General features: G+C 69.9%; 15 protein-coding genes and 1 riboswitch. Of the genes, 9 read left to right on the top strand and 6 right to left on the bottom strand.

Translation table 11 applies throughout. The features are described from left to right. Window positions 1–323 precede the first annotated feature (323 nt). Both imuA' and E1P53_RS19445 read left to right on the top strand, forming a co-directional pair. Window positions 324–1,097 (top strand): DnaE2-dependent mutagenesis accessory factor ImuA', encoded by a 774-nt coding sequence (imuA', locus tag E1P53_RS19440; protein WP_131735226.1) that lies wholly within the window; start codon window positions 324–326, stop codon window positions 1,095–1,097. Between the two features lie 13 nt (window positions 1,098–1,110). Beyond that, window positions 1,111–2,697: a DNA polymerase Y family protein gene (locus tag E1P53_RS19445; protein WP_131735227.1), complete on the top strand. Its 1,587-nt coding sequence runs from the start codon at window positions 1,111–1,113 to the stop codon at window positions 2,695–2,697. Window positions 2,698–2,717: 20 nt separating this feature from the next. Here E1P53_RS19445 and E1P53_RS19450 read toward each other — a convergent pair whose 3' ends face one another. Both E1P53_RS19450 and E1P53_RS19455 read right to left on the bottom strand, forming a co-directional pair. After that, window positions 2,718–3,803 carry an alanine racemase gene (locus E1P53_RS19450; protein ID WP_131735228.1) on the bottom strand — a complete coding sequence of 362 codons (1,086 nt, stop codon included), beginning with the start codon at window positions 3,801–3,803 and terminating at the stop codon, window positions 2,718–2,720. Beyond that, window positions 3,800–5,740, bottom strand: coding sequence for an SDR family oxidoreductase (locus E1P53_RS19455; RefSeq protein ID WP_131735229.1), 1,941 nt, complete (start codon window positions 5,738–5,740; stop codon window positions 3,800–3,802). The genes E1P53_RS19450 and E1P53_RS19455 overlap by 4 nt, the downstream gene beginning before the upstream one ends. A gap of 161 nt (window positions 5,741–5,901) precedes the next feature. On the opposite strand from E1P53_RS19455, the gene E1P53_RS19460 reads away from it, so the two are divergent. Together E1P53_RS19460 and E1P53_RS19465 are read left to right on the top strand one after the other, a co-directional pair. Next, complete coding sequence (locus tag E1P53_RS19460) at window positions 5,902–9,186, top strand: error-prone DNA polymerase (RefSeq protein WP_131735230.1); 3,285 nt, start codon at window positions 5,902–5,904, stop codon at window positions 9,184–9,186. A 43-nt stretch (window positions 9,187–9,229) separates the two neighbouring features. Further along, a complete protein-coding gene (locus E1P53_RS19465) occupies window positions 9,230–9,457 on the top strand; it encodes a DUF167 domain-containing protein (protein WP_006900027.1) in 228 nt (75 codons plus the stop codon). Between the two features lie 17 nt (window positions 9,458–9,474). Here E1P53_RS19465 and E1P53_RS19470 read toward each other — a convergent pair whose 3' ends face one another. Together E1P53_RS19470 and E1P53_RS19475 are read right to left on the bottom strand one after the other, a co-directional pair. Beyond that, window positions 9,475–9,939: a tRNA (cytidine(34)-2'-O)-methyltransferase gene (locus E1P53_RS19470; protein WP_006900026.1), complete on the bottom strand. Its 465-nt coding sequence runs from the start codon at window positions 9,937–9,939 to the stop codon at window positions 9,475–9,477. A 277-nt stretch (window positions 9,940–10,216) separates the two neighbouring features. Further along, window positions 10,217–11,155, bottom strand: coding sequence for a serine/threonine dehydratase (locus E1P53_RS19475; RefSeq protein WP_131735231.1), 939 nt, complete (start codon window positions 11,153–11,155; stop codon window positions 10,217–10,219). Window positions 11,156–11,211: 56 nt separating this feature from the next. Here E1P53_RS19475 and E1P53_RS19480 point away from each other — a divergent pair, with 56 nt between their 5' ends. From E1P53_RS19480 to E1P53_RS19490, 3 genes are all read left to right on the top strand, one after another. Next, on the top strand, window positions 11,212–12,099 hold the full coding sequence (locus tag E1P53_RS19480) for a bifunctional methylenetetrahydrofolate dehydrogenase/methenyltetrahydrofolate cyclohydrolase (RefSeq protein ID WP_181371784.1): 888 nt from the start codon (window positions 11,212–11,214) through the stop codon (window positions 12,097–12,099). 89 nt (window positions 12,100–12,188) lie between these two features. Further along, window positions 12,189–12,422, top strand: a complete 234-nt coding sequence (locus E1P53_RS19485; RefSeq protein ID WP_342353783.1) for a DUF3017 domain-containing protein — start codon at window positions 12,189–12,191, stop codon at window positions 12,420–12,422. A gap of 170 nt (window positions 12,423–12,592) precedes the next feature. Further along, window positions 12,593–14,212, top strand: a complete 1,620-nt coding sequence (locus E1P53_RS19490) for an Hsp70 family protein (RefSeq protein ID WP_131735233.1) — start codon at window positions 12,593–12,595, stop codon at window positions 14,210–14,212. A 65-nt stretch (window positions 14,213–14,277) separates the two neighbouring features. On the opposite strand, the gene metX is transcribed toward E1P53_RS19490, so the two are convergent. Both metX and E1P53_RS19500 read right to left on the bottom strand, forming a co-directional pair. Continuing rightward, window positions 14,278–15,429, bottom strand: a complete 1,152-nt coding sequence (metX, locus tag E1P53_RS19495) for a homoserine O-acetyltransferase MetX (protein WP_006900021.1) — start codon at window positions 15,427–15,429, stop codon at window positions 14,278–14,280. Between the two features lie 16 nt (window positions 15,430–15,445). Then, on the bottom strand, window positions 15,446–16,768 hold the full coding sequence (locus E1P53_RS19500) for a bifunctional o-acetylhomoserine/o-acetylserine sulfhydrylase (protein ID WP_109238806.1): 1,323 nt from the start codon (window positions 16,766–16,768) through the stop codon (window positions 15,446–15,448). Between the two features lie 63 nt (window positions 16,769–16,831). Beyond that, window positions 16,832–16,953, bottom strand: a riboswitch (SAM riboswitch). A 253-nt stretch (window positions 16,954–17,206) separates the two neighbouring features. Here E1P53_RS19500 and E1P53_RS19505 point away from each other — a divergent pair. Both E1P53_RS19505 and E1P53_RS19510 read left to right on the top strand, forming a co-directional pair. Beyond that, window positions 17,207–19,090, top strand: coding sequence for a cutinase family protein (locus E1P53_RS19505; RefSeq protein ID WP_312029257.1), 1,884 nt, complete (start codon window positions 17,207–17,209; stop codon window positions 19,088–19,090). Between the two features lie 149 nt (window positions 19,091–19,239). Further along, complete coding sequence (locus tag E1P53_RS19510) at window positions 19,240–20,514, top strand: MFS transporter (protein WP_131735234.1); 1,275 nt, start codon at window positions 19,240–19,242, stop codon at window positions 20,512–20,514. The last annotated feature ends 4 nt before the right edge of the window (window positions 20,515–20,518 follow it).

Here is a 20,518-nt window from a genome sequence, read left to right on the forward strand (position 1 = left end):
GGGCCGATTGCGGGTTGGGGCGGCGTCGGCCGTCGAACGGCGATCCCGTCCACAACCCGCGATTTCGTGCTCCCTGCGGGTCGGATGTGGCGAAAGAGGCTCCCGTGCAACATGTTACGCGTGTTCTCCGATGTCCTGTCCTCGATGTTTGACGCTTGTCGGTGGGTGGTCCTACTCTCTGGGTATCGAAAAGGTGTTCGAATGATCGTTGCGGCGAGACCTCGGTCTCGACGGTCGTTTCCAGACCTGTTCGACCTGTTCAACGCAGATGGCGCAGCAACTTCCCGGCTCGCTCGAGTGTCACCACGCGACTGGAGAGTGTCATGGATGTGTCGGATCGTGCCGATGAACTGACGGTTCTGCGTCGCCGCCTGGCGGCGATGTCCGGACGCCCCGACCAGTCCTCGGTGGAGGTCCGTGATCCGTCCGCAGGGGTGTTGCCGATCCCGGAAGCCCTGTCGGAGGTGTTGCCGCACAACGGCATTCCGCGAGGCATCGTCGCGCGGTTCGACGGTGCCAACTCGCTGCTGGTGGCGCTCGTCGCGTCGGTGACCCGCGCCGGTGGCAGGGTCGGGATCGTCGGGATGCCGCGGCTGAGCCTGCTGTCGGCGGTGGAGATGGGGGCCGACCTCTCGCGCATCGCGACCGTCCCGGAGCCCGGGGCCGATCCGGTCGAGGTCGCCGCGGTGCTGCTCGACGGCATGGACCTGGTGGTCCTCGGACGGCTCGGGCCGACGGGCTCGGGGACGGACTCGGTCGCCCCGTCGCGGGCCCGGGTCGTGGCCGGCCGTGTCCGCAAGCAGTCGTCGGTCCTGCTGGTCGCCGGCGCCGGATGGCCGGGTGCGCAGCTGAGCATCTCCGCGCGCGTGCTCACCTACCGGCACGCGCCGCTGGTGTCGGCGCCCACCGATCTCGACTCGGCGCGCAGCGGCTACGGGCGCATCGGCGGGATGCGCCTTCAGGTCACCGCATCGGGACGGGGGCGGCAGTCGCAGAGCACCGAGGTCGAGCTCGTCGTCCGTGGACAGGGGGCGGATCGCACCGTCGAGATGGTCTCGACGACCGCCGTCCGCCCGGTTCTGGCCGTCGCGAACTAGCGGGATGACGACGATGAGCAGACGCACCCTCGCGCTCTGGTGCCCGGACTGGCCGGCCATGGCCGCGGCCGCGGAATCCGACCTGCCGCCGCTGCATCCGGTGGCGGTGCTGTCGGCCAACCGGGTCGTCGCCTGTTCGGCGTCGGCACGGGCGGTCGGGGTCCGGCGCGGCATGCGCAAGCGGCAGGCCCAGGCGGTGTGCCCGGAGATGACCGTCGTGGCCGCCGACGAGGGGCGCGACCGCCGCCTGTTCGAACCGGTGGTGGCCGCGGTGGCCGAGCTGATCCCGACCCTCGAGGTGTTGCGACCCGGGCTCGTGGTGATCCCCGGTGATCGCGCGGCCCGCTACTTCGGCGGCGTCGAGGCGCTGGCCGAGGAACTCGTCGACGTGGTGTCGGCCTGCGGCATCGAATCGCAGGTGGGCATCGCCGACGAGGTGTTCACCGCGGTCCTCGCCGCCCGGCACGGACACCAGGTGCCCCCGGGCGGTGACCGGGCCTACCTCGCCGACCGGCCCATTGCCGACCTCGCTCTCGAACCGAGCCTCGCCGATCCGTCCAGGACGGAACTGGTCGACCTGCTGCGGCGGCTGGGCATCTCCACCATCGGCGCCTTCGCCGACATGGACATCACCGACGTGGCGACCCGATTCGCGCGGGATGCGGTCGTCGCGCACCGGCTGGCCAACGCGCTGCCCGGCCGCGTGCCGTCGGGCCGGTACGTCCCCACCGAGCTGACCGTCGACCACGCCTGTGACCCGCCGGTCGACCGGATCGACGTCGCCGCGTTCATCGGCCGCACGCTCGCGGAGAGACTGCACCGGCGATTGCGTGACGCCGCGGTCGCCTGCACGCGTCTGACCATCGAGGCGACCACCGAACGCGGACAACACCATTCGCGGACCTGGCACTGCGCACAGCCGCTGACGCCGGAGTCGACCGCGGACCGCATCCGGTGGCAGCTGGAGGGCTGGCTGACCGGCGGGCGGTGCAGGCGGACGCAGGATCGGCCGGATTCCCCGATCGTGCGGCTACGGCTGGAACCGGTGGAGGTCGTCGAGGCCGGGGCCCTGCACCATCAGATCTCCGACGGCCGGGCCGACGACCCGGACACCGAGGAACGCGCCCGACGCTCCCTGGTCCGCATCCAGGGCCTGCTGGGCGGCGACGCGGTCCGCATCCCGGTGCTCAGCGGCGGTCGCGGACCCGCCGAGCGGATCACCATGGTCGCCCTCGGCGACGAGCCCACGCCGCAACGCGACCCGTCGGCGCCCTGGCCGGGAAGCCTGCCGCAACCCACCCCGGCGGTGCTGGTGGAGACCGCCATCTGCGTGCTCGACGCGTCCGGCGGTCCGGTGACGGTGACCGAGCGGGGCGCGTTCTCGGCCGAGCCGGTGACCGTCCGCCTGCCGGAGTCCGCCGGGCGTGGCCGCCCGGCCTGCTGGGGTCTGAGCTGGTGGGCGGGACCGTGGCCGGCCGACCTCGATCGATCGGCGGCCGGCGGTCTCGTCGCACGCGCACAGGTCCTGCTCGACGACTCTCGGGCGCTGCTGCTGTGTTATCGGGGAGGGGAGTGGATCGTCGAGGGGGTGTACGAGTGAACCGCCCCGCCGATACCGCGTCAGCTGTTGCGGCCCCGCGCGATCACCGGCCAGCGGGTGTCCTCGCCGTCGATCGCAATCAGCTCGTCGACCAGGTTGACCGCATTGCAGACGTGGTTCGGCACCACTCGCACGAGGCTCCCGACACGCGGGATGTCGTCGGTCGGGGTGTCCGGCCCGAACTCCACCACCGCATGATGCTCGGACAGCTGCACGATGCGGGCGTCGGGGTGGTCGAGGAGCCGGCCGTACCCGGTCGCCCAGGCGGCCCGGTCCGCGCCGAGGATCTTGCTGCCCGAATCGAGGACGATCCGCCGGCAGTCGCGTCGGACGACGGTGGCCACCGCGGTGAGGGCGACGTCGTCGAAACCGCAGGAGCCGATCTCGACCTGCTGGGCGTCGTTGAAGGGATACACCCCGGGCCGGATCTCGGTGAGGACACCCGACCCCACCTCACCGAGCAGGCCGACCGTGGGGGTCGAGCCGCCGCTGCGCACCCGCGCTTCGACACCGGCCCGGCGCAGGCTTTCGGCCGCGACGGCCAGCGCCTCCACCTCGGCGACCGCCGCGGCGCGGCGTGTCTGGCCGGGTCCGTACGAATGGCCGGGGAAGGTGAAGACCCCGATGACGTCGAGTCCCGCGGCCGACGCCGCGGCCGCGACCTCGCCGGCCCGATCGGGCGCCGTGCCGGTGCGGTGCTGTCCGGAGTCCACCTCGACGAGGACCTGCACCGGCGCCGAGTCCAGCGACCCGGCGAGATGCCGTGCGCCCTCGACGGAGTCGACGCCGATGCGCAGCGACACGCGCTCGGCCAGTGCACGGAGCCGGGCGGACTTCTCCGCTCCGGCCCACAGCGGGAATGCGATGAACAGGTCGGTGCAGCCGGTGATGCCTGCGGCGTCGGCGAAGGCCTCGGCCTCCCCGACGGTCGCGACCGTCAGCCCGACCGCGCCGGCATCGATCTGCCTGCGTGCGATCTCGGCGCACTTGTGGGTCTTGGCGTGAGGCCGGACGTCGACCCCGGCCCGGCGGGCCGACGCCGCGAGCGCGGCGAGGTTGCGGTCCAGGCGGTCGACGTCGACCTCCAGGTACGGGGTGTCGATCACGCGTCGCGACCACCCGTGCGGGTGCGGCGGCCCATCGCCGCGGCCGACTCGCCGACCAGCAGGTACTCCTGGTGCAGGATGCGGGTGGTCAGCTCCGGGGTCAGCCGATGACCGATCTCGGCGATCGTACCCAACACCGAACTCACGCGCTTGGGCCGGTGGACGATCGCGTGCAGCACGCGTGCCGCGGCCTTGTCGACGTCCCAGGTCCCGGGCTGGTCGCGGTAGGCCTCGGTCGGCTCGATCATCCGCGTCTTGACCAGCGGCAGACGAACATTGCTGAACGTCACGTGATCGGACACGGTCTCGGTCCCGGTGACGTCGCCGAACGCCTCCAGCGCCGCCTTCGACGCCGCGTACGCGCCGAACCGCGGCCCGCGGGACTGCACCGCAATCGAGGTGACGTTCACGATGTGGCCGGACTGGCGTTCCACCATGTGCGGCAGCAGGCCGAGGGTGAGATTCACCGCCCCGAAGTAGTTGACCGCCATGACCCGGTGGTGGTCGTGGGCGCGGTCCACCGAGTTGATCGCGGCGCGGCGGATCGACCGCCCGGCATTGTTGACGAGCACGTCCACGTGATCGTGTTCGGCGAGCACCGATTTGACGAGTGCGTTGACCGACTCCTCGTCGGTGATGTCGCACCGGTAGGCGACCGCGCGCCCGGGCGGGATGCCCTGCTTGCTGGTCGTCGAATTCAGTTCGTCCACCGCCGCGTCGAGTTCGTCGGCGTTGCGGGCCACGATGATCACGTTGGCGCCGCGGGCGACGCACATGCGGGCGGTCGCCTTGCCGATGCCGCTCGAACCCCCGGTGATGAGGATGTTCTTGCCCACCAGCGGTCCGCGGGGATCGCGACGCCGGTTGCGCGAACGGTCGAGATGGTGGGACCAGTAATGCCACAGCCCGGGCGCGTATTCGGTGAAGTCCGGCACGCTGATGCCGTGATCGTGCAGGACGGCGATCGTGGCGTCGGAAGAGAACTCCACCGGCAGCGAGACCGCGTCGAGCACCGCGGCGGGGATGCCCTGTTGTGCGGCGATCAGATCGCGCCCCACCTTGGCCGCCCCCATGCCGGAGAGGTTCAGCACGGGCTCGACCAGGCGGTGCGGGACCGCGTCGAATCCCTTGGGGGCGCCGAACGCCGGGGCGAGGGCGTTGTACATCTCGGTGGTCGTCAACGACCGGGTGTCGCCGAGGTGGAACACCAGTCCGCTGCGATCCGGCTGCACGGCGATCAGCGCGACCATCGCGGCGGCGACGTAATCGACCGGCACCATGTTGAGCCGGCCGAGATCCGGCATCGGCAGGCGCAGCACACGAGGCAGCCGGCCGAGCATCGCCAGATGCCCGAAGAAGTAGTAGGGGCCGTCGATCTTGTCCATCTCGCCGGTCCGCGAGTCGCCGACCACGATCGACGGGCGGTACACGCGCCACCGCAGCCCCTCGCGTTCGCGCACGACGCGTTCGGCCTCGAACTTCGTGCGGTGATACGCCGTCGGAAAACCCTGGCCGACCTCGAAATCGGCCTCGGTGAAGCGTCCGCGGTGGTCGCCGGCCACTGCGATCGACGACACGTGGTGCATGAGTGCGTCGCGGGCGATCGCGAAGTCGGCGACCCGCGAGGTGCCGAGCACGTTGGCCTCTCGCTGCGACTCGGCGTCGGCGGCCATGTCGTAGATCGCGGCGAGGTGGACGACGTGGTCGATGTCGGGCAGCCCGGCCGGGTCGATGCCGAGGCCCGGACTGGTCAGGTCGCCGACGACGGGTGTCACGCGCTCACCCGCGCCGAGTTCGTCGAGCATGGCGGTGAAGGCGGACCGCGACGACTCGCGCACGAGTGCGTGAACGGTCGCATCGGGGTCGACGGTCAGAAGACGCTCGATGACACGCCGACCGATGAATCCGCTGCCTCCGGTGATGAAGTAGCTGGTCATGGTGATCCCATCGTGATGCGCGGGCGCCAGGTCCCGCTCGATGTCCCCTCCCCCCGAAGGAGATGGAATCTGTCTGGTACTCAGAGTGACACCTAAATCGGGCCAGTGCAATGGGTTCGGTGAGAATATCCATTCGAACTCATGTTCGATAGACTGTCGGTGTGGGCTGGGATCAGGGGCCTCCGACGTGGTCGGAGATGGAGCGGGTGCTCTCCGGTCGGGCGCCCGGCGGCGGTCGGCCGGGGACGGAGTTCGGCCCCGACGACAGCGACCACGCGATGTTTCCGGGCGACGGCAGCGACAGCCCGGCGTGGTCGCGCAAGCGCGGCGCCTACCAGGCCGCCGACATCTCGCGCGGCGCGTCGTCGGTGGCCTACGCCGAACTGCATGCGCACAGTGCCTACAGCTTCCTCGACGGCGCGTCGATGCCGGAGGAGATGGTGGAGGAGGCGCAGCGACTCGGTCTGGAGGCGCTGGCCATCACCGACCACGACGGTTTCTACGGCATCGTCCGATTCGCCGAGGCGGCAAGGGAATTCGGGATGCCGACGGTATTCGGGTCGGAGCTGTCGCTGGAGCCCGACGCCGCCCGGACCGGGCACAACGATCCGCCGGGCGAGCACCTGCTGGTGCTCGCGCGCGACGGCGAGGGCTACCGGCGGTTGTCGCGCGCGATCGCCGACGCGCACATGGTCGCAGGGGAGAAGGGGCTGCTGCGATACGACCGCGACGCATTGGCCGGCGCCGGTGACGGGCACTGGCTGATCCTCACCGGATGCCGCAAGGGGGCGGTCCGGCGCGCCCTCGACCGCGGCGGGGAGCAGGCGGCGGAGATCGCGCTGCGGGAGATGCTCGAGATCTACGGTCGCGACAACGTCGTCTGCGAACTCACCGCGCAGGGGCTGCCCGACGACGACGAGCGCAACGCCGTGCTCGCCGGTCTCGCGGCCCGTGCCGGCATACCGACCGTGGCCACCACCGGCGCACACTTCGCCGCACCCCGACGCCGCCGGCTCGCGATGGCGATGGCCGCGGTCCGCGCACGCACCGACATCGACACCATCGGCGGCTGGATGCCCGGGGTGGCCGGTGCCCACCTGCGCAGCGGCGACGAGATGGCGCGGCTGATGCCCGCGCACCTCGACGCGATCGACAACGCGGTCGGCATCGCCTCGGACTGCGCCTTCCGGCTGGGCCTCATCGCACCGCAGCTGCCGCCGTTCGACGTCCCGGAGGGGCACACCGAGGCGAGTTGGCTGCGAGAACTGACCATGACGCGCGCACGTCGCCGATACGGGACGCCGGCCGAACATCCGCAGGCCTACCAGCAGATCGAACACGAACTCGTCATCATCGAGGCGCTCTCGTTCCCCGGCTACTTCCTCGTCGTCGCCGACATCGTCGACTTCTGCAAGGCCAACGACATCCTGTGCCAGGGCCGGGGGAGCGCGGCCAATTCCGCGGTCTGTTACGCGCTCGGCATCACCAACGTCGACCCGGTCGCCAACGGGCTGCTGTTCGAACGGTTCCTCGCCCCGGAGCGCGACGGGCCCCCGGACATCGACGTGGACATCGAATCCGACCGGCGCGAGGAGGCGATCCAGTACGTCTACCGCCGGTACGGGCGCGATCGCAGCGCGCAGGTGGCCAACGTCATCACCTACCGCGGCCGGTCGGCCATCCGCGACATGGCGCGTGCGCTCGGCTACGCGCCCGGTCAGCAGGACGCCTGGTCGAAATCGCCGGACACCGCACCCGACGACGTCGCCGAACTCGCCGGCGAGATCCTCGGCATGCCACGGCATCTGGGAATCCACTCCGGCGGGATGGTGATCTGCGACCGGCCCATCGCCGACGTCTGCCCCACCGAGTGGGCGCGGATGGAGAACCGCAGCGTGTTGCAGTGGGACAAGGACGACTGCGCGGCCATCGGTCTGGTGAAGTTCGACCTCCTGGGCCTGGGCATGCTGTCGGCGCTGCACTACGCGATCGACCTGGTCGCCGAACACAAGGGGATCGAGGTCGACCTGGCGACCCTGGACCTCTCCGAACCCGCCGTCTACGAGATGCTCTGCCGCGCCGACTCGGTGGGGGTGTTCCAGGTGGAGTCGCGGGCGCAGATGGCGACCCTCCCGCGACTGAAGCCGCGCTGTTTCTACGACCTCGTCGTCGAGGTGGCCCTCATCCGCCCCGGTCCCATCCAGGGCGGCTCGGTGCACCCGTACATCAAACGGCGCAACGGGCAGGAGCCGCCGACCGTCGAACACCCGTCGATGCACAAGGCCCTCGAACGCACGCTGGGCGTGCCGCTGTTCCAGGAACAGCTGATGCAGCTGGCCGTCGACGTCGCCGGCTTCGACGCATCGGAGGCCGACCAGCTGCGCCGGGCGATGGGCTCCAAGCGGTCGCCGGAGAAGATGGAGCGGCTGCGCAAGCGCTTCTACGAGGGCATGGAACGGTTGCACGGGATCACCGGCGACACCGCCGACCGCATCTTCGAGAAGATGGCCGCATTCGCGAACTTCGGCTTCCCGGAGAGCCATTCGCAGAGCTTCGCGTCACTGGTCTTCTACTCGTCGTGGTTCAAGTTGCACCATCCGGCCGCGTTCTGCGCCGCGCTGCTGCGGGCGCAGCCCATGGGCTTCTACTCGCCGCAGACGCTGGTCGCCGATGCCCGGCGGCATGGGGTGGCCGTCCACCGGCCCGACATCAACGCCTCCCTCGCCCACGCGACCCTGGAGAACGAGGGCCTCGATGTGAGGCTCGGGCTCGACGAGGTGCGCGGGGTCGGTGCGGAGGTGGCACAGCGCATCGTCGACCGCCGTGCCGACGGGCCGTACACCGATATCTCCGATGTCTCCCGCCGCGCCGGGCTGACCGCCAAAGAACTCGAAGGACTGGCCGGTGCCGGCGCCTTCGACTGTTTCGGCCTCAGCCGGCGCCAGGCGCTGTGGGAGGCCGGGGCCGCCGCCACCGTGCGCGACGACCAGCTCGGGTTGCGGCCCGCGACATCGACTCCCACGCTGCCCGGATTGTCCGACGTCGAACTGTCCGCCACCGACGCCTGGGCCACCGGCATCACCCCGAAGTCGTATCCGACGCAGTTCCTGCGTCCGCGCCTGGACGCGATGGGGGTCCTGCCGGCCGACCGGCTGCTGTCGGTGCGCGACGGCGCCCGGGTTCTGGTCGGGGGAGCGGTGACCCACCGGCAGCGGCCGGCGACGGCGTCGGGGGTGACCTTCATCAATCTCGAGGACGAGACCGGCATGGTCAATGTGGTGTGTTCCGTGGGTCTCTGGACGCGGTACCGTGTACTGGCGCAGACCGCACCGGCGCTGATCGTGCGCGGTCGGGTGCAGAACGCGGAGGGGGCTGTGACCGTCGTTGCAGATCGGTTGCAGCGCATGGATCTTCGGGTGGGGACCAGATCCAGGGACTGGCAGTGACCCCACGTAGTGTGTCCGGGTCGACGACGAATCGCAGGGAGCTATGTCAGAGCAGGTCGTGGTGACCGTCAAGCCGAAGAGTGCCAAGGGGCCGCTCGTGGAGGCAGGCCCCGACGGTGCCCTCACCGTCTACGTCCGGGAGCCCGCCATCGAGGGCCGCGCCAACAAGGCCGTGGCCGAGTTGCTGGCCAAGCACCTCGGGGTCCCGAAGAGCAAGGTCGCGCTGATCGGCGGCGCAACCGCCCGCACCAAGCGCTTCCGGGTCGGATAGCCGGACCCGGTCGGGGATCACACGGCTCCGGCGAATCCGTTCTGCCGCCAGGCCTCGTACACGACGATGCTGGCGGAGTTGGCCAGGTTGTGCGACCGGCGTCCGGCGAGCATCGGGATCCGGATGCGGTCGGTGACCTCCGGTTCGGCCAGCACCTCGTCGGGCAGTCCCGTCGGTTCCGGGCCGAACAGCAGCACGTCGCCGGGGCGGTAGTCGACGTCGGTGTAGAAGCGATCGGCGTGCGCGGTGAAGGCGAACACGCGCTCGGGCTTCAGCTCGTGCCACGCCGTCACGAGGTTGGGATGCACGGTGACGTGGGCCATCTCGTGGTAATCGAGCCCGGCCCGCTTGACCTGGGCGTCGGACATGGAGAATCCGAGCGGTTCGATGAGGTGGAGTTCGCACCCCGTGTTGGCGGCCAGCCGGATCGCGTTGCCGGTGTTCGGCGGGATGCAGGGCTGGAAGAACATGATCCGGAACATGATGGGCCCAGCGTAGTCGCCGGTCCAGGCTGTGGACGACGCGACGTCGACGCGCGCGAGCCCCCACTGGTGCCCCGGGGGTGACCAAGCCCTGTACGCATTCCTGCCGACGCGACAAACGACCGAGGACTCACGGTGATACGGGCGCGAGCCCTGCGACGCCGAACGCACCCCTCGCGTGGTGTGGACCGCCACGCCGGTGATCACGGTCGCGATCGACATCCGGATCGCGGCGCCGGCCCGCAACGCCGGCAACCGCGCGGCGGAGCGTTGACCGTCAGATCCCCAACCCGGTGTTCGCCCCGCACAGCACGACGCACAGCGTCGAACCCTCGTGCACCGGAACCGCTCCGGTGGTGACCGCGGCGAGAGCGGCGGCGGTGCCGTGCTCGACGAGGATGCGGTGGGAATCCCACAGCATCCGACGCGCCGCGATCAGGTCGTCGTCGGTCACCGTCACACTCTCGACGGCCGGGTTGCCGGCGACGGCGTTCCAGCAGATGTCGCCGACGCGGGTGGCGCCGAGTGAATCGGCGGCCACAGAGTTGAGCTCGACGGTGACCGGTTCGCCCGCCGCGAGCGCCTGATGCAGACACGAGGCCCCGACCGGCTCGGCGCCGATCGCACGGTCGCCGGGACGCAGTGCGGCGGCCAGGCCGGCCAGAAGGCCTCCGCCGCCGACACACGCGACGGTCGTGAGGGGGCCGGGAACGTCCTCGGCGAGTTCGAGACCGATCGTGCCGGCGCCGGTCACGACGTCGGGGAGGTCGTAGGCGTGCAGCAACAGCGCACCCGACGACGCGGCCAATTCCACCGCCGCGTCGGCCGCGTCCTGATACCGACGGCCGACCAGATGCACGGTGGCACCGAGGCCCCGCAACGTCTCGACCTTCACCACCGGCGCGTTCTCCGGGACCACGACGGCACACGGCACTCCCGCGATGCGGGCCGCCCACGCCGCACCGATCGCGGCGTTGCCGCCCGACGCGACCAGGACGCCCGCGTCCGACAGCTCGCCCCGCGCGCGGGCGTGCAGCGTCGCCCACAGGCTGCCGCGGACCTTGAAACAGCCTCCCAGCTGCAGGTATTCGAGTTTGAACACCACCTCGCGCGGTCCGTCGACGGTGTCGATCGAACTGCGCAGGATCGGGGTGCGCCGCAGGTGCGGGGCGATGGTGGCGGCGGCTCGCCGGAGGTCGGTCAGCGCTTCGGACATCACCACGAGACTAGTGCTCGCACGGGGTCGGACGCGGCAATGGAAGAATGGCCCCCGTGACCGCGATACGACTGGATGGCAAGACGACGCGCGACGAGATCTTCGCCGATCTCACCGAGCGGGTGCAGAAGCTCAAGGAGGCCGGCATCACCCCCGGGCTGGGCACCGTATTGGTCGGTGACGACCCCGGCTCCCACTCCTACGTCAAGGGCAAGCACGCCGACTGCGCGAAGGTCGGCGTCGCCTCCATCCGCAAGGACCTCCCCGCCGACATCACGCAGGAGGAACTGAACGCGGCCATCGACGAGCTCAACGAGGACCCGGCATGCACCGGGTACATCGTGCAGCTGCCGCTGCCGAAGCACCTCGACGAGAACGAGGCGCTCGAGCGGATTCTCCCTGAAAAGGATGCCGACGGCCTGCACCCGATCAACCTCGGACGTCTCGTGCTGGGCAAGGAGTCGACGCTGCCCTGCACCCCGCGCGGCGTCATCCACCTGCTGCGCCGCTACGACGTCCCGATCGCCGGTGCCCGTGTCACCGTCGTCGGGCGCGGTGTGACCATCGGTCGCCCCATCGGCCTGTTGCTCACCCGCCGTAGCGAGAACGCCACGGTCACGCTCTGCCACACCGGTACCGCCGATCTCAAGTCCGAGGTCGAGCGCGCCGACATCGTCGTCGCTGCCGCGGGTGTGCCGCACCTCATCACCAAGGACATGGTCAAGCCCGGTGCCGCGGTGATCGACGTGGGCGTCAGCCGAACCGACGCCGGTCTGGTCGGCGACGTCCACCCGGATGTGTGGGAGGTCGCCGGGCACGTCTCGCCGAACCCCGGCGGCGTCGGACCGCTGACCCGCGCGTTCCTGCTCGTCAACGTCGTCGAGCGGGCCGAGCAGCAGCTCGCCGCCCGCCTGGCCGGCACCGAGGGCGGCGGCACGGCGTGAGCCCGGACGAGCATCACGGTGCCGAGCTCGCCCCCGAGCGGGTTCGCGGGGTGCGCGCGGTCCTCGTCCAGATCCCGTATCTGCTGGTGATGCTCGGTGTGCTGGCCGCCGCGCTCATCGTCCTCTTCGACCGCTGGCGTCGCGGTTCGTTCGTCTTCGGGGCCGCACTTCTGATCGGCGCGCTTCTGAGGGCGTTCATCCCGTCGTCGAAGGCGGGGCTACTGCAGGTCAGAGGCAAGTTCTTCGACGTCGCGGTGATGACCACGGTCGGTGCGGTGATGCTCTGGCTGGCCACGTCGATCGACTCTTTGGGCACGGATTGATTACAATGAGACCTGAGCGTGATCTTCAGACCATGAGGTCGCGCATTGAACAGGCCATCTGTCTGCCCCTGCGCACCTGATGCGCGAATGCCGCGGCAGACAGACCGACCGCTGGAGTACGTATCACTGCAACACCGACCGACGACCGCACCGCGAACGAACTGACATCGATGGGCGTGTCGGCAGGCGCCGGCATGATCCACTACGTCCTGCTCACGCGTGACGACCTCGGCCGCAGTGTGGTGGATTCCCGCGTGATCGACGTGGACCCGACCGATGGGCTCGACGACGCCGGCCGGGTCAATGCCGGCCTCGACGTCATGCTCTCCGCGTCCCGCGAGGCCGGGACCAGGGTCGGCGCCATCGGCGTCGCCGCCCGCACCGCCACGCAGCGCCGTCGCATCCGATCCCGGGGGAGCGGACCGCGGCGGCAGATCCGTCTGGTCGCCGAGGACGCCGCGGTGGCCGCCTACCTCTGCGATACCGGCGAGATCGACAGGTTCACCAGGCCCGTCGTCGTCGACTGCGGCGACACCGGTATGTCGATCTACACCGTGGACCCCTCCGACGGTCGCGTCGGTTTCGTCGAACGCAGTTCCGCGATCAGCGGGCGGGGTCTCGACCGGGCCATTGCGGACAAGCTCACAGCCGACAACCCGTCCCTGGCCGAGTCGGCCCGGACGCGGCCCGGCCGCAGTGAGCTGCTCAGTGCCTGCCGCACCGCCAAGGAGGAGATCTCCTACGGGCGCAGCGGTTCCGACGACCCGGCCGGTTCGTCGGTGACGCTGCCGGGTGGTTCCGGGCGGGTGACCCTCACCGAATCCCATGTGGCCGAGGCGATCGCGCCCATGGTCACCCGGGCCCGCGAGGTGTTCGCCCGGTACATGGCCGAGATCGAGGCCCGCGGGATCGCCCCGGACGCGGTGGTGTTCGTCGGGGGCCTCGCCAATCTCCCGGCCGTCCGTGACATCGCACGCGGTCACGACCTCGACGCGGTGTGCCCCGCGTCGCCCGAACTCGTGGCGGCCACCGGCGCTGCCCTGCTGACGCATCAGAGACACTCCGCCACAACAGGTCTGGCGTTCATCGGCGGTGGCCGACAGCGCGAGTGGCTGTCGGCGACCCCGCTCGCGGTCGCCGGCGCGATCCTCGCCGCCACCCTGTTCACCATCTATGCGGTGAGTTCCTCGTTCGCCGACCGGCAGGGGACCGAGGCGCCGCCGTCGATCGGCAACGTACCCGCGGTCGCGACCACCGGGGAGCAGGAGTCGAGTGCCGAGGTCTCGTCACAGGATCCGCCGGCGCCGAGCGCCGGTCCGTCGGTGCCGCTCACTCTCGCTCCGACCACCGAAGCGCCGCAACAGATCCCGCAGACGGAGTGGGGTGGACAACCGGGGTGGGCCACCACGGAGCTCCCGCCGACTGCGCCGTCGACCTCCACGACGACCCGTACCCTGTTGCCGTTCCCGTTGCCGGGTCTGCCGTTCCCTCCCGGGACGACGGCGCCGATCCCGCCGGAACTTCTCCCGTCGGAGCTGCGTCCGACCACCGCGCCGGCGCCCGGCTCGTCGGACCAGGATGCCTCGCCGGCGCCGAGGTCGGCGCTGCCCCGATCAGGTGGGGCGGCACCGGGTTCGGCCACGTCTGCGCCGGGAGCCGATCCGGCAGCGCCGGACACGGAATCTCCGGACACGAGGTCTCCGGATACACGGTCTCCGGCAACGAAGTCACCCGATGGGGAGTCACCCGGCGCGGAATCGACCGAGGGCGTACCCGTTCCCGCTCCGTAGCGACCCGTCCGGTCTCGGCCGGGTCGAGGAGCGCGCCGGGACGAGGAGCGGGGAGTGGGGGAGGCCTACTGCAGGCGCGCCAGTTCGACCGTCTGCTTGAGGAGGTCGGCGATCGCGTCGAACTCGGTCAGGAAGCCGTCGTGGCCGGTGTCGGAGTGCACGACGTGCAACCCGCCGACGCAGTTGCCGAGCTCCTCGGCCAGTTCGGCCTGAAGTCGCAACGGGTACAGCCGGTCGGAGTCGATACCGCCCACGATCACCGGCACCTTGCAGTCGTTGAGGGCCTTCTTCACCCCGCCGCGGTTGCGGCCGACGTCGTGATGGTTGAGGACCTCGGTGAGCACGACGTAGCTACCCGGGTCGAACCGCTGCTGCAGCTTCTTCGCCTGGTACTCGAGGTAGCTCTGGACGGCGTACCGCCCGCCGAGAAGCGGGTTCTCGTCGCCCTGAGGCTGATTGCCGAACCGCTCGTCGAGCTCGTGTTCGGTGCGGTAGGTCAGATGGGCGATCTGCCGGGCGATGCCCATGCCGGCCAACGGAATCCGTCCGGTGCCGTGGTAGTCGCCGTTGTTCCACGCCGGATCTGCCTTGATGGCCGCGATCTGCGTGTTCTGGATGCCGATCTGGTCTGCGGTGGCCCGTGCGCCGACGGCGAGCACCAGGGCGCTGCGCACGCGCTCCGGGTACGCGATGGCCCACTCGAGCGCACGGGCGCCACCCATCGAACCGCCGAGAACGGCGCCGACGCTGGGGATTCCGAGGCGATCGAGCAGTGCGACCTCGGCGCGCACCTGGTCCAGCACGGTGATCTGCGGGAACCGCGATCCGTAGGGACGGCCGTCGGGTGCGAGCGACGACGGTCCGGTCGAGCCCTTGCAACCGCCGAGCACGTTGGCCGAGATGACACACCACTCGTCGGTGTCGATGGCCTTGCCCGGACCGACGAGGCCGTCCCACCAGCCGGGGGTCTCGTGCTCGTCGTCCGCGGGACCGGTGACGTGCGAGTCGCCGGTCAGGGCATGCAACGTGACGATCACGTTGTCGCGGGACGGCGACAACGTCCCCCAGCGCTGGAACGCCAGGGTGACGTCGTCGAGCCGTTCACCGCTGTCGAGAGGCAGCGATCCGATCTTCATGCCGACGAGCTTCCCGTCTGGGAGTGATTCCCAGTCGGGCTGATCAGACGCTGTCGCGTTCAGGTCGATACTCACCGACAAAGCTGCCTCACCTGTCTCACTTGGCCGCCGCGAAACCCTGCTCGAGGTCGGCCAGGATGTCGTCGATTCCCTCGATGCCCACGGCCAGTCGGACGAGACCGGGGGTGACACCCGCGGCGAGCTGCTCCTCGGGGACCAGCTGGCTGTGGGTGGTCGAGGCCGGGTGGATCACCAGCGAGCGGACGTCGCCGATGTTGGCCACATGGCTGTGCAGGGTCAGGGCGTCGACGAACTTCTTGCCCGCGTCCACGCCGCCGGCGATCTCGAAGGCGACGATGGCGCCCTGGCCGCGCGGGGCCAGCTCCTGGCCGCGCTTGTACCACGGCGAGGACTCGAGGCCGGCGTAGGCGACCGACTCGACCTGCGGGTGGTTCTCCAGGAACTTGGCGACCTTCTGCGCGTTGGAGACGTGACGCTCGACGCGCAGGCTCAGGGTCTCGAGGCCCTGGGCGAGCAGGAAGGCGTTGAACGGCGAGATCGCCGCACCGGTGTCACGCAGCCACTGGACACGGGCCTTGAGCGCGTAGGCCGGTGCACCGAGATCGGCGAACACCGCGCCGTGGTAGCTCGGGTCCGGGGTGGTGAAGCCGGGGAACAGGTCCTTGCCGTCGCGCTGGACGCGCCAGTCGAACGTGCCGCCGTCGACGATCACGCCGCCGATGGCGGTGCCGTGGCCGCCGATGTACTTGGTGGCCGAGTGGACGACGATGTCGGCGCCGTGGGCCAGCGGGTTGATCAGGTACGGCGTCGCGACGGTGTTGTCGACGATCAGCGGCAGGCCGTTGCGATGGGCGACCTCGGAGATGCCCTTGATGTCGAGGATCTCGTTGTTGGGGTTGGAGATCGACTCGCCGTACAGGGCGCGGGTGTTGTCCTTGATCGCGGCCTGCCAGGAATCGAGATCCTCGGGATCCTCGACGAAGGTCACCTCGACACCCAGCTTGGGCAGGGTGTAGTGGAAGAGGTTGTAGGTGCCGCCGTACAGGCGCGGGCTCGACACCACGTGACCGCCGGACTCGACGACGTTGAGGATGGCGTAGGTCTCCGCGGCCTGACCGGACGCCAGCAGCAGTGCCGCCACACCGCCTTCCAGTGCCGCGATGCGCTGCTCGACCGCGTCCTGGGTCGGGTTCATGATGCGGGTGTAGATGTTGCCCGGCTCGGCCAGGCCGAACAGGTTCGCCGCGTGCTGGGTGTCGTTGAAGACGTACGACGTCGTCTGGTAGATCGGGAGCGCCCGCGCGTTCGTCGCGGCGTCGGCCGACTGTCCGACGTGGATCTGCTTGGTCTCGAAGCTCCAGTTGTCTACGGGATTGGTGCCTTCAGTGGCATCAGACATGGCGATTGAATCACTTTCTACGGTCGGCAGGGCCTCACAGACCCTGATGGGGTCCGACCTTCGGACCCGCGCTTGCCGGGGTTTCGCTCTCGCGATCCCTCAACCCGGTCATCACCCGGAGCACCCCACCGCGGTTGGAGGGTTGCCGATCAGCCAGCCGGGGCTTGACGCTGATACTCATGACCTGGCGACAAGGATATAACACGTCTGGACGCGCCTGAGAACCCTCCCGGTCAGCCCGAATCCAACCCCTCATCCGGCCTCCGAAACGTGTAGTGGGCTGTAGTCCGAGCAGACGAATTCCCGCCTTCACTCAGGTGAATTCCCAGTTCACCGTTTCTTAGCAAGACTCAGTGTTCTGCAGGTCACAGTCGCTGCCTCTACTGTCTGTCCGAAACCCCTGGTCGGGGAAGGCCCCTCGTTTGCGAAGGGTTTCGGGTGAGTAGAGGAGACCTCATGCGGGCGATGGCGTACCTGCGGTCACGGCGAGCTGCGTTCCTGATCGCCTCGACGACGGGGCTGGCGACGGCCGCGTCGTTCGGTTTCATCGGTGGCGTCCCAGAGGCCTCTGCCCAGGAATGCGGAAACGGTGCCGTGGTGATCGTCGCCGGCTCGAACGACCCCACCGCGCGAGACCTGGAACAGGTCAAGCAGCGCTACGAGCAACAGGGCTACATCGCCGTCAACACCGAGTACCCGACCACGCTGTGGCCACTGGGCGCGACCGGATACGACAGCAGCACCCGCCAGGGCCACGACTCGGCGATCCGGGAGATCGCGAGCTATCAGCAGGATTGTCAGGACAAGCCGGTGGTCGTGGTCGGGTACTCGCAGGGCGCCCGCATCGCGGGCGACGTCCTCGCCGAGATCGGAAACGCCAACGGCAAGAAGTTCGACGTCAACGGCACGCCGGACAACCCGGACGACGATCTCGAGATCGATCCCGACCTCATCTCCGGCGAGCTCTACTCCGATCCGCGGCGGGCGGGCGACAAGACCGGTCGAGGCATCGAGTTGTCGCTGATCGGCATCATTCCCGGCCTCACGATGACGGGACCGCGTGGAAACGCCGAGGACCCGACGGGATTCGGTGTCGTTTCCGATCGTGTGGTGTCGGTCTGCGTCGACGGCGACCCCATCTGCGACCTGCCGGATCCGCTGTACGACCCGATCGGCGCCGTCGACGGGATTCTCGGCTACTTCACGAAGCACTTCCTCTACCCCGCGGAGATGGGGAGGGATCCGTTCAGCAGCACGGAGCCCTACACGTGGGAAGGTCGTTCGGTGAGCTGCGATGACGGCGTCTGCCTCGTCTCGGCGAAGTCGGCCTTCGCCGAACTCGTCCAGGGATGGGCGACCGACATCGGCTACACCGGCGAGATCGGCGACTTCCTGGCGAAGCGGCCCACGATCGGCCTGCCGCTGGGCATCCAGCTGTCCAACCTGCAGCCGATCGTCCGGCTGGTCCAGGGCTTCGCGCCGCCGCTGCCTCAGCTCGGCTACGGCGCCTACCTGCCGGACCTGTTCGTCTTCGAGGACATCCTCCAGGGCATCATCACACTCTCGCCGGCTCGTTTCGTGCGTGGCGTGACGGCGCTCGCGCAGAGTGTGCGCAGCATCATCCTGGCGCCGGTCAACTTCGTGCGGCACTGGGCCGGCGCGATCGTCGGACCGGCCGTCACTCCGCAGCAGGCGACGCTGACGTCGACGGCGGACGACGACACTCCGGCGCCGGCCGAGCTGCGGGCGTTCGGCAAGACCCTGGCCCTGATCGAGGACGTCGACGACGCCGCCGACGAGGACGCGTCGGACGACTCCGCTCCCACGTCCGAAGACCCCGACACCAAGTCCGGCGACGGGTCGGACGGGAAGGCCGTCCTCGCCTCGGCGGCGGCCCCCTCCGCCGAGTCCGAGTCGAACGAGTCGCCCGCCGAGTCCACTCCGGCACCGGAGACCGGGGCTCCCGTGGTCACCACGCCGTCGAATCCGGGACCGACCTCCGATCCGGAGAACGAGGACGAGGACGAGAACGGGTCGTCTCCTGCCGCCGGCGACCAGGGCAGTGGCGGCGGCGCGCCGAACTCCGGTGGTACGAGCAACGGTGGCGGGAACGGCAGCGGCCAGAGCACCGGAGGCGAGACCGGCACCACCGGCGGCGGTGCGTCCGGCGGAGACGACAACACCGGGGCCGACAACACCGGGGGCGACACCGGCAGCGGTGACAACAACAGCGGTGAGAAGAGCACCAGCGGGGCGACGTCGGGCCGTGACCGGGATTCGGGTGCGAGCTCGGGTTCCGGCTCGGACGCAGACTCGGAGTGATCGCTCCGGCACGATGACCCGCGCGGGGTGACCGGTGCCGCGCACGGCGCGACGCCTTGGGGGGCGACGACGCGGGGTTCGTTCGCGATGTGAACGAACTCACCTCTGCCGGGGGAATCGCCACCGCGGCGGAGGGGTTGGCATGAGGCGTGTCTGACGCCCTCACGACTACCGCCGGTGTACCGGACGACCTGAAACCGACGACCGGGGAGAACCCCGGACCGACGGCGCACGCGGCCTCCCCGCGGGTGTCGCCCGGGGTCCGGCGCGCGACCATCCTCGCGCTCGCGCTCGGTGGCTTCGGCATCGGCACCACCGAGTTCGTCGCGATGGGCCTGCTGCCCAACATCGCCGGCTCGTTGGGGGTGTCCGAACCCACGGCCGGACACGTCGTCTCGGCGTATGCGCTCGGTGTCGTCGTGGGTGCGCCGGTCATCGCCGCGCTCACCGCCCGCATCCCGCGTCGAGCCCTGCTGATCGCCCTCATGGTGGCGTTCACCATCGGCAATCTCGCCACGGTCCTGGCGCCGTCGTACGGAATGCTGCTGGTCGCACGCTTTGTCGCGGGGCTTCCGCATGGGGCCTACTTCGGCGTCGCGGCACTCGTCGCCGCCCATCTCGCCGGGCCGGGTGACCGGGCGAAGGCGGTCGGACAGGTGATGCTCGGGCTCTCGGTCGCGAACGTCGTCGGGGTGCCGGCTGCGGCGTGGCTGGGGGAGACCTTCGGATGGCGGACCGCGTTCGCGATCGTGGTGGTCATCGGAATGGCAACCGTGGTCACCCTGATGCGCGTCCTGCCGAGCCTGTCCGGCATGACGATCACCGATCCGCTGACCGAGCTCGGCGCGCTGAAACGGTCGCAGGTCTGGTTCACGCTCGTGATCGGCACCGTCGGCTTCGGCGGGATGTTCGCGTTCTACACGTATCTCAACTCGGCACTGACGTCGGTGTCCGGGCTGTCGGTCTCGGTGGTGCCGTTCGCACTCATGCTCTACGGCCTGGGCATGGTCACCGGCAACTTCGTCGGCGGTCACATGGCCGACCGCAACGTGTCGTTCGCGGTCCTCGCCGGACTCATCAGCAGCACGGTCGCGCTCACGGCGTTCGCTCTGCTCGCGCAGAACGGCTGGGCGGCCCTGATCCTCACCTACTTCGTGGCGCTCACCGGCACCACGATGCTGCCGGCCCTGCAGACGCGACTCATGGACGTGGCCGCCGACGCACAGACCCTGGCGGCAGCGCTCAACCACTCGGCCCTCAACGTCGCCAATGCGATCGGCGCGTTCCTCGGCGGCGTCGTCGTCGCCGCCGGCTGGGGATTTCGCGCACCGGCAGCAGTCGGAGCCGTGCTCGCCGTCGCGGGCCTCGGCGTCGCCGCGGTGGCCATCGTCAGCGCGCGGCGCCGCGACCGGCTCGCCGTCTGAGCTC

This window comes from Gordonia paraffinivorans, assembly GCF_900683595.1.
Taxonomy (GTDB): Bacteria; Actinomycetota; Actinomycetes; order Mycobacteriales; family Mycobacteriaceae; genus Gordonia; species Gordonia paraffinivorans.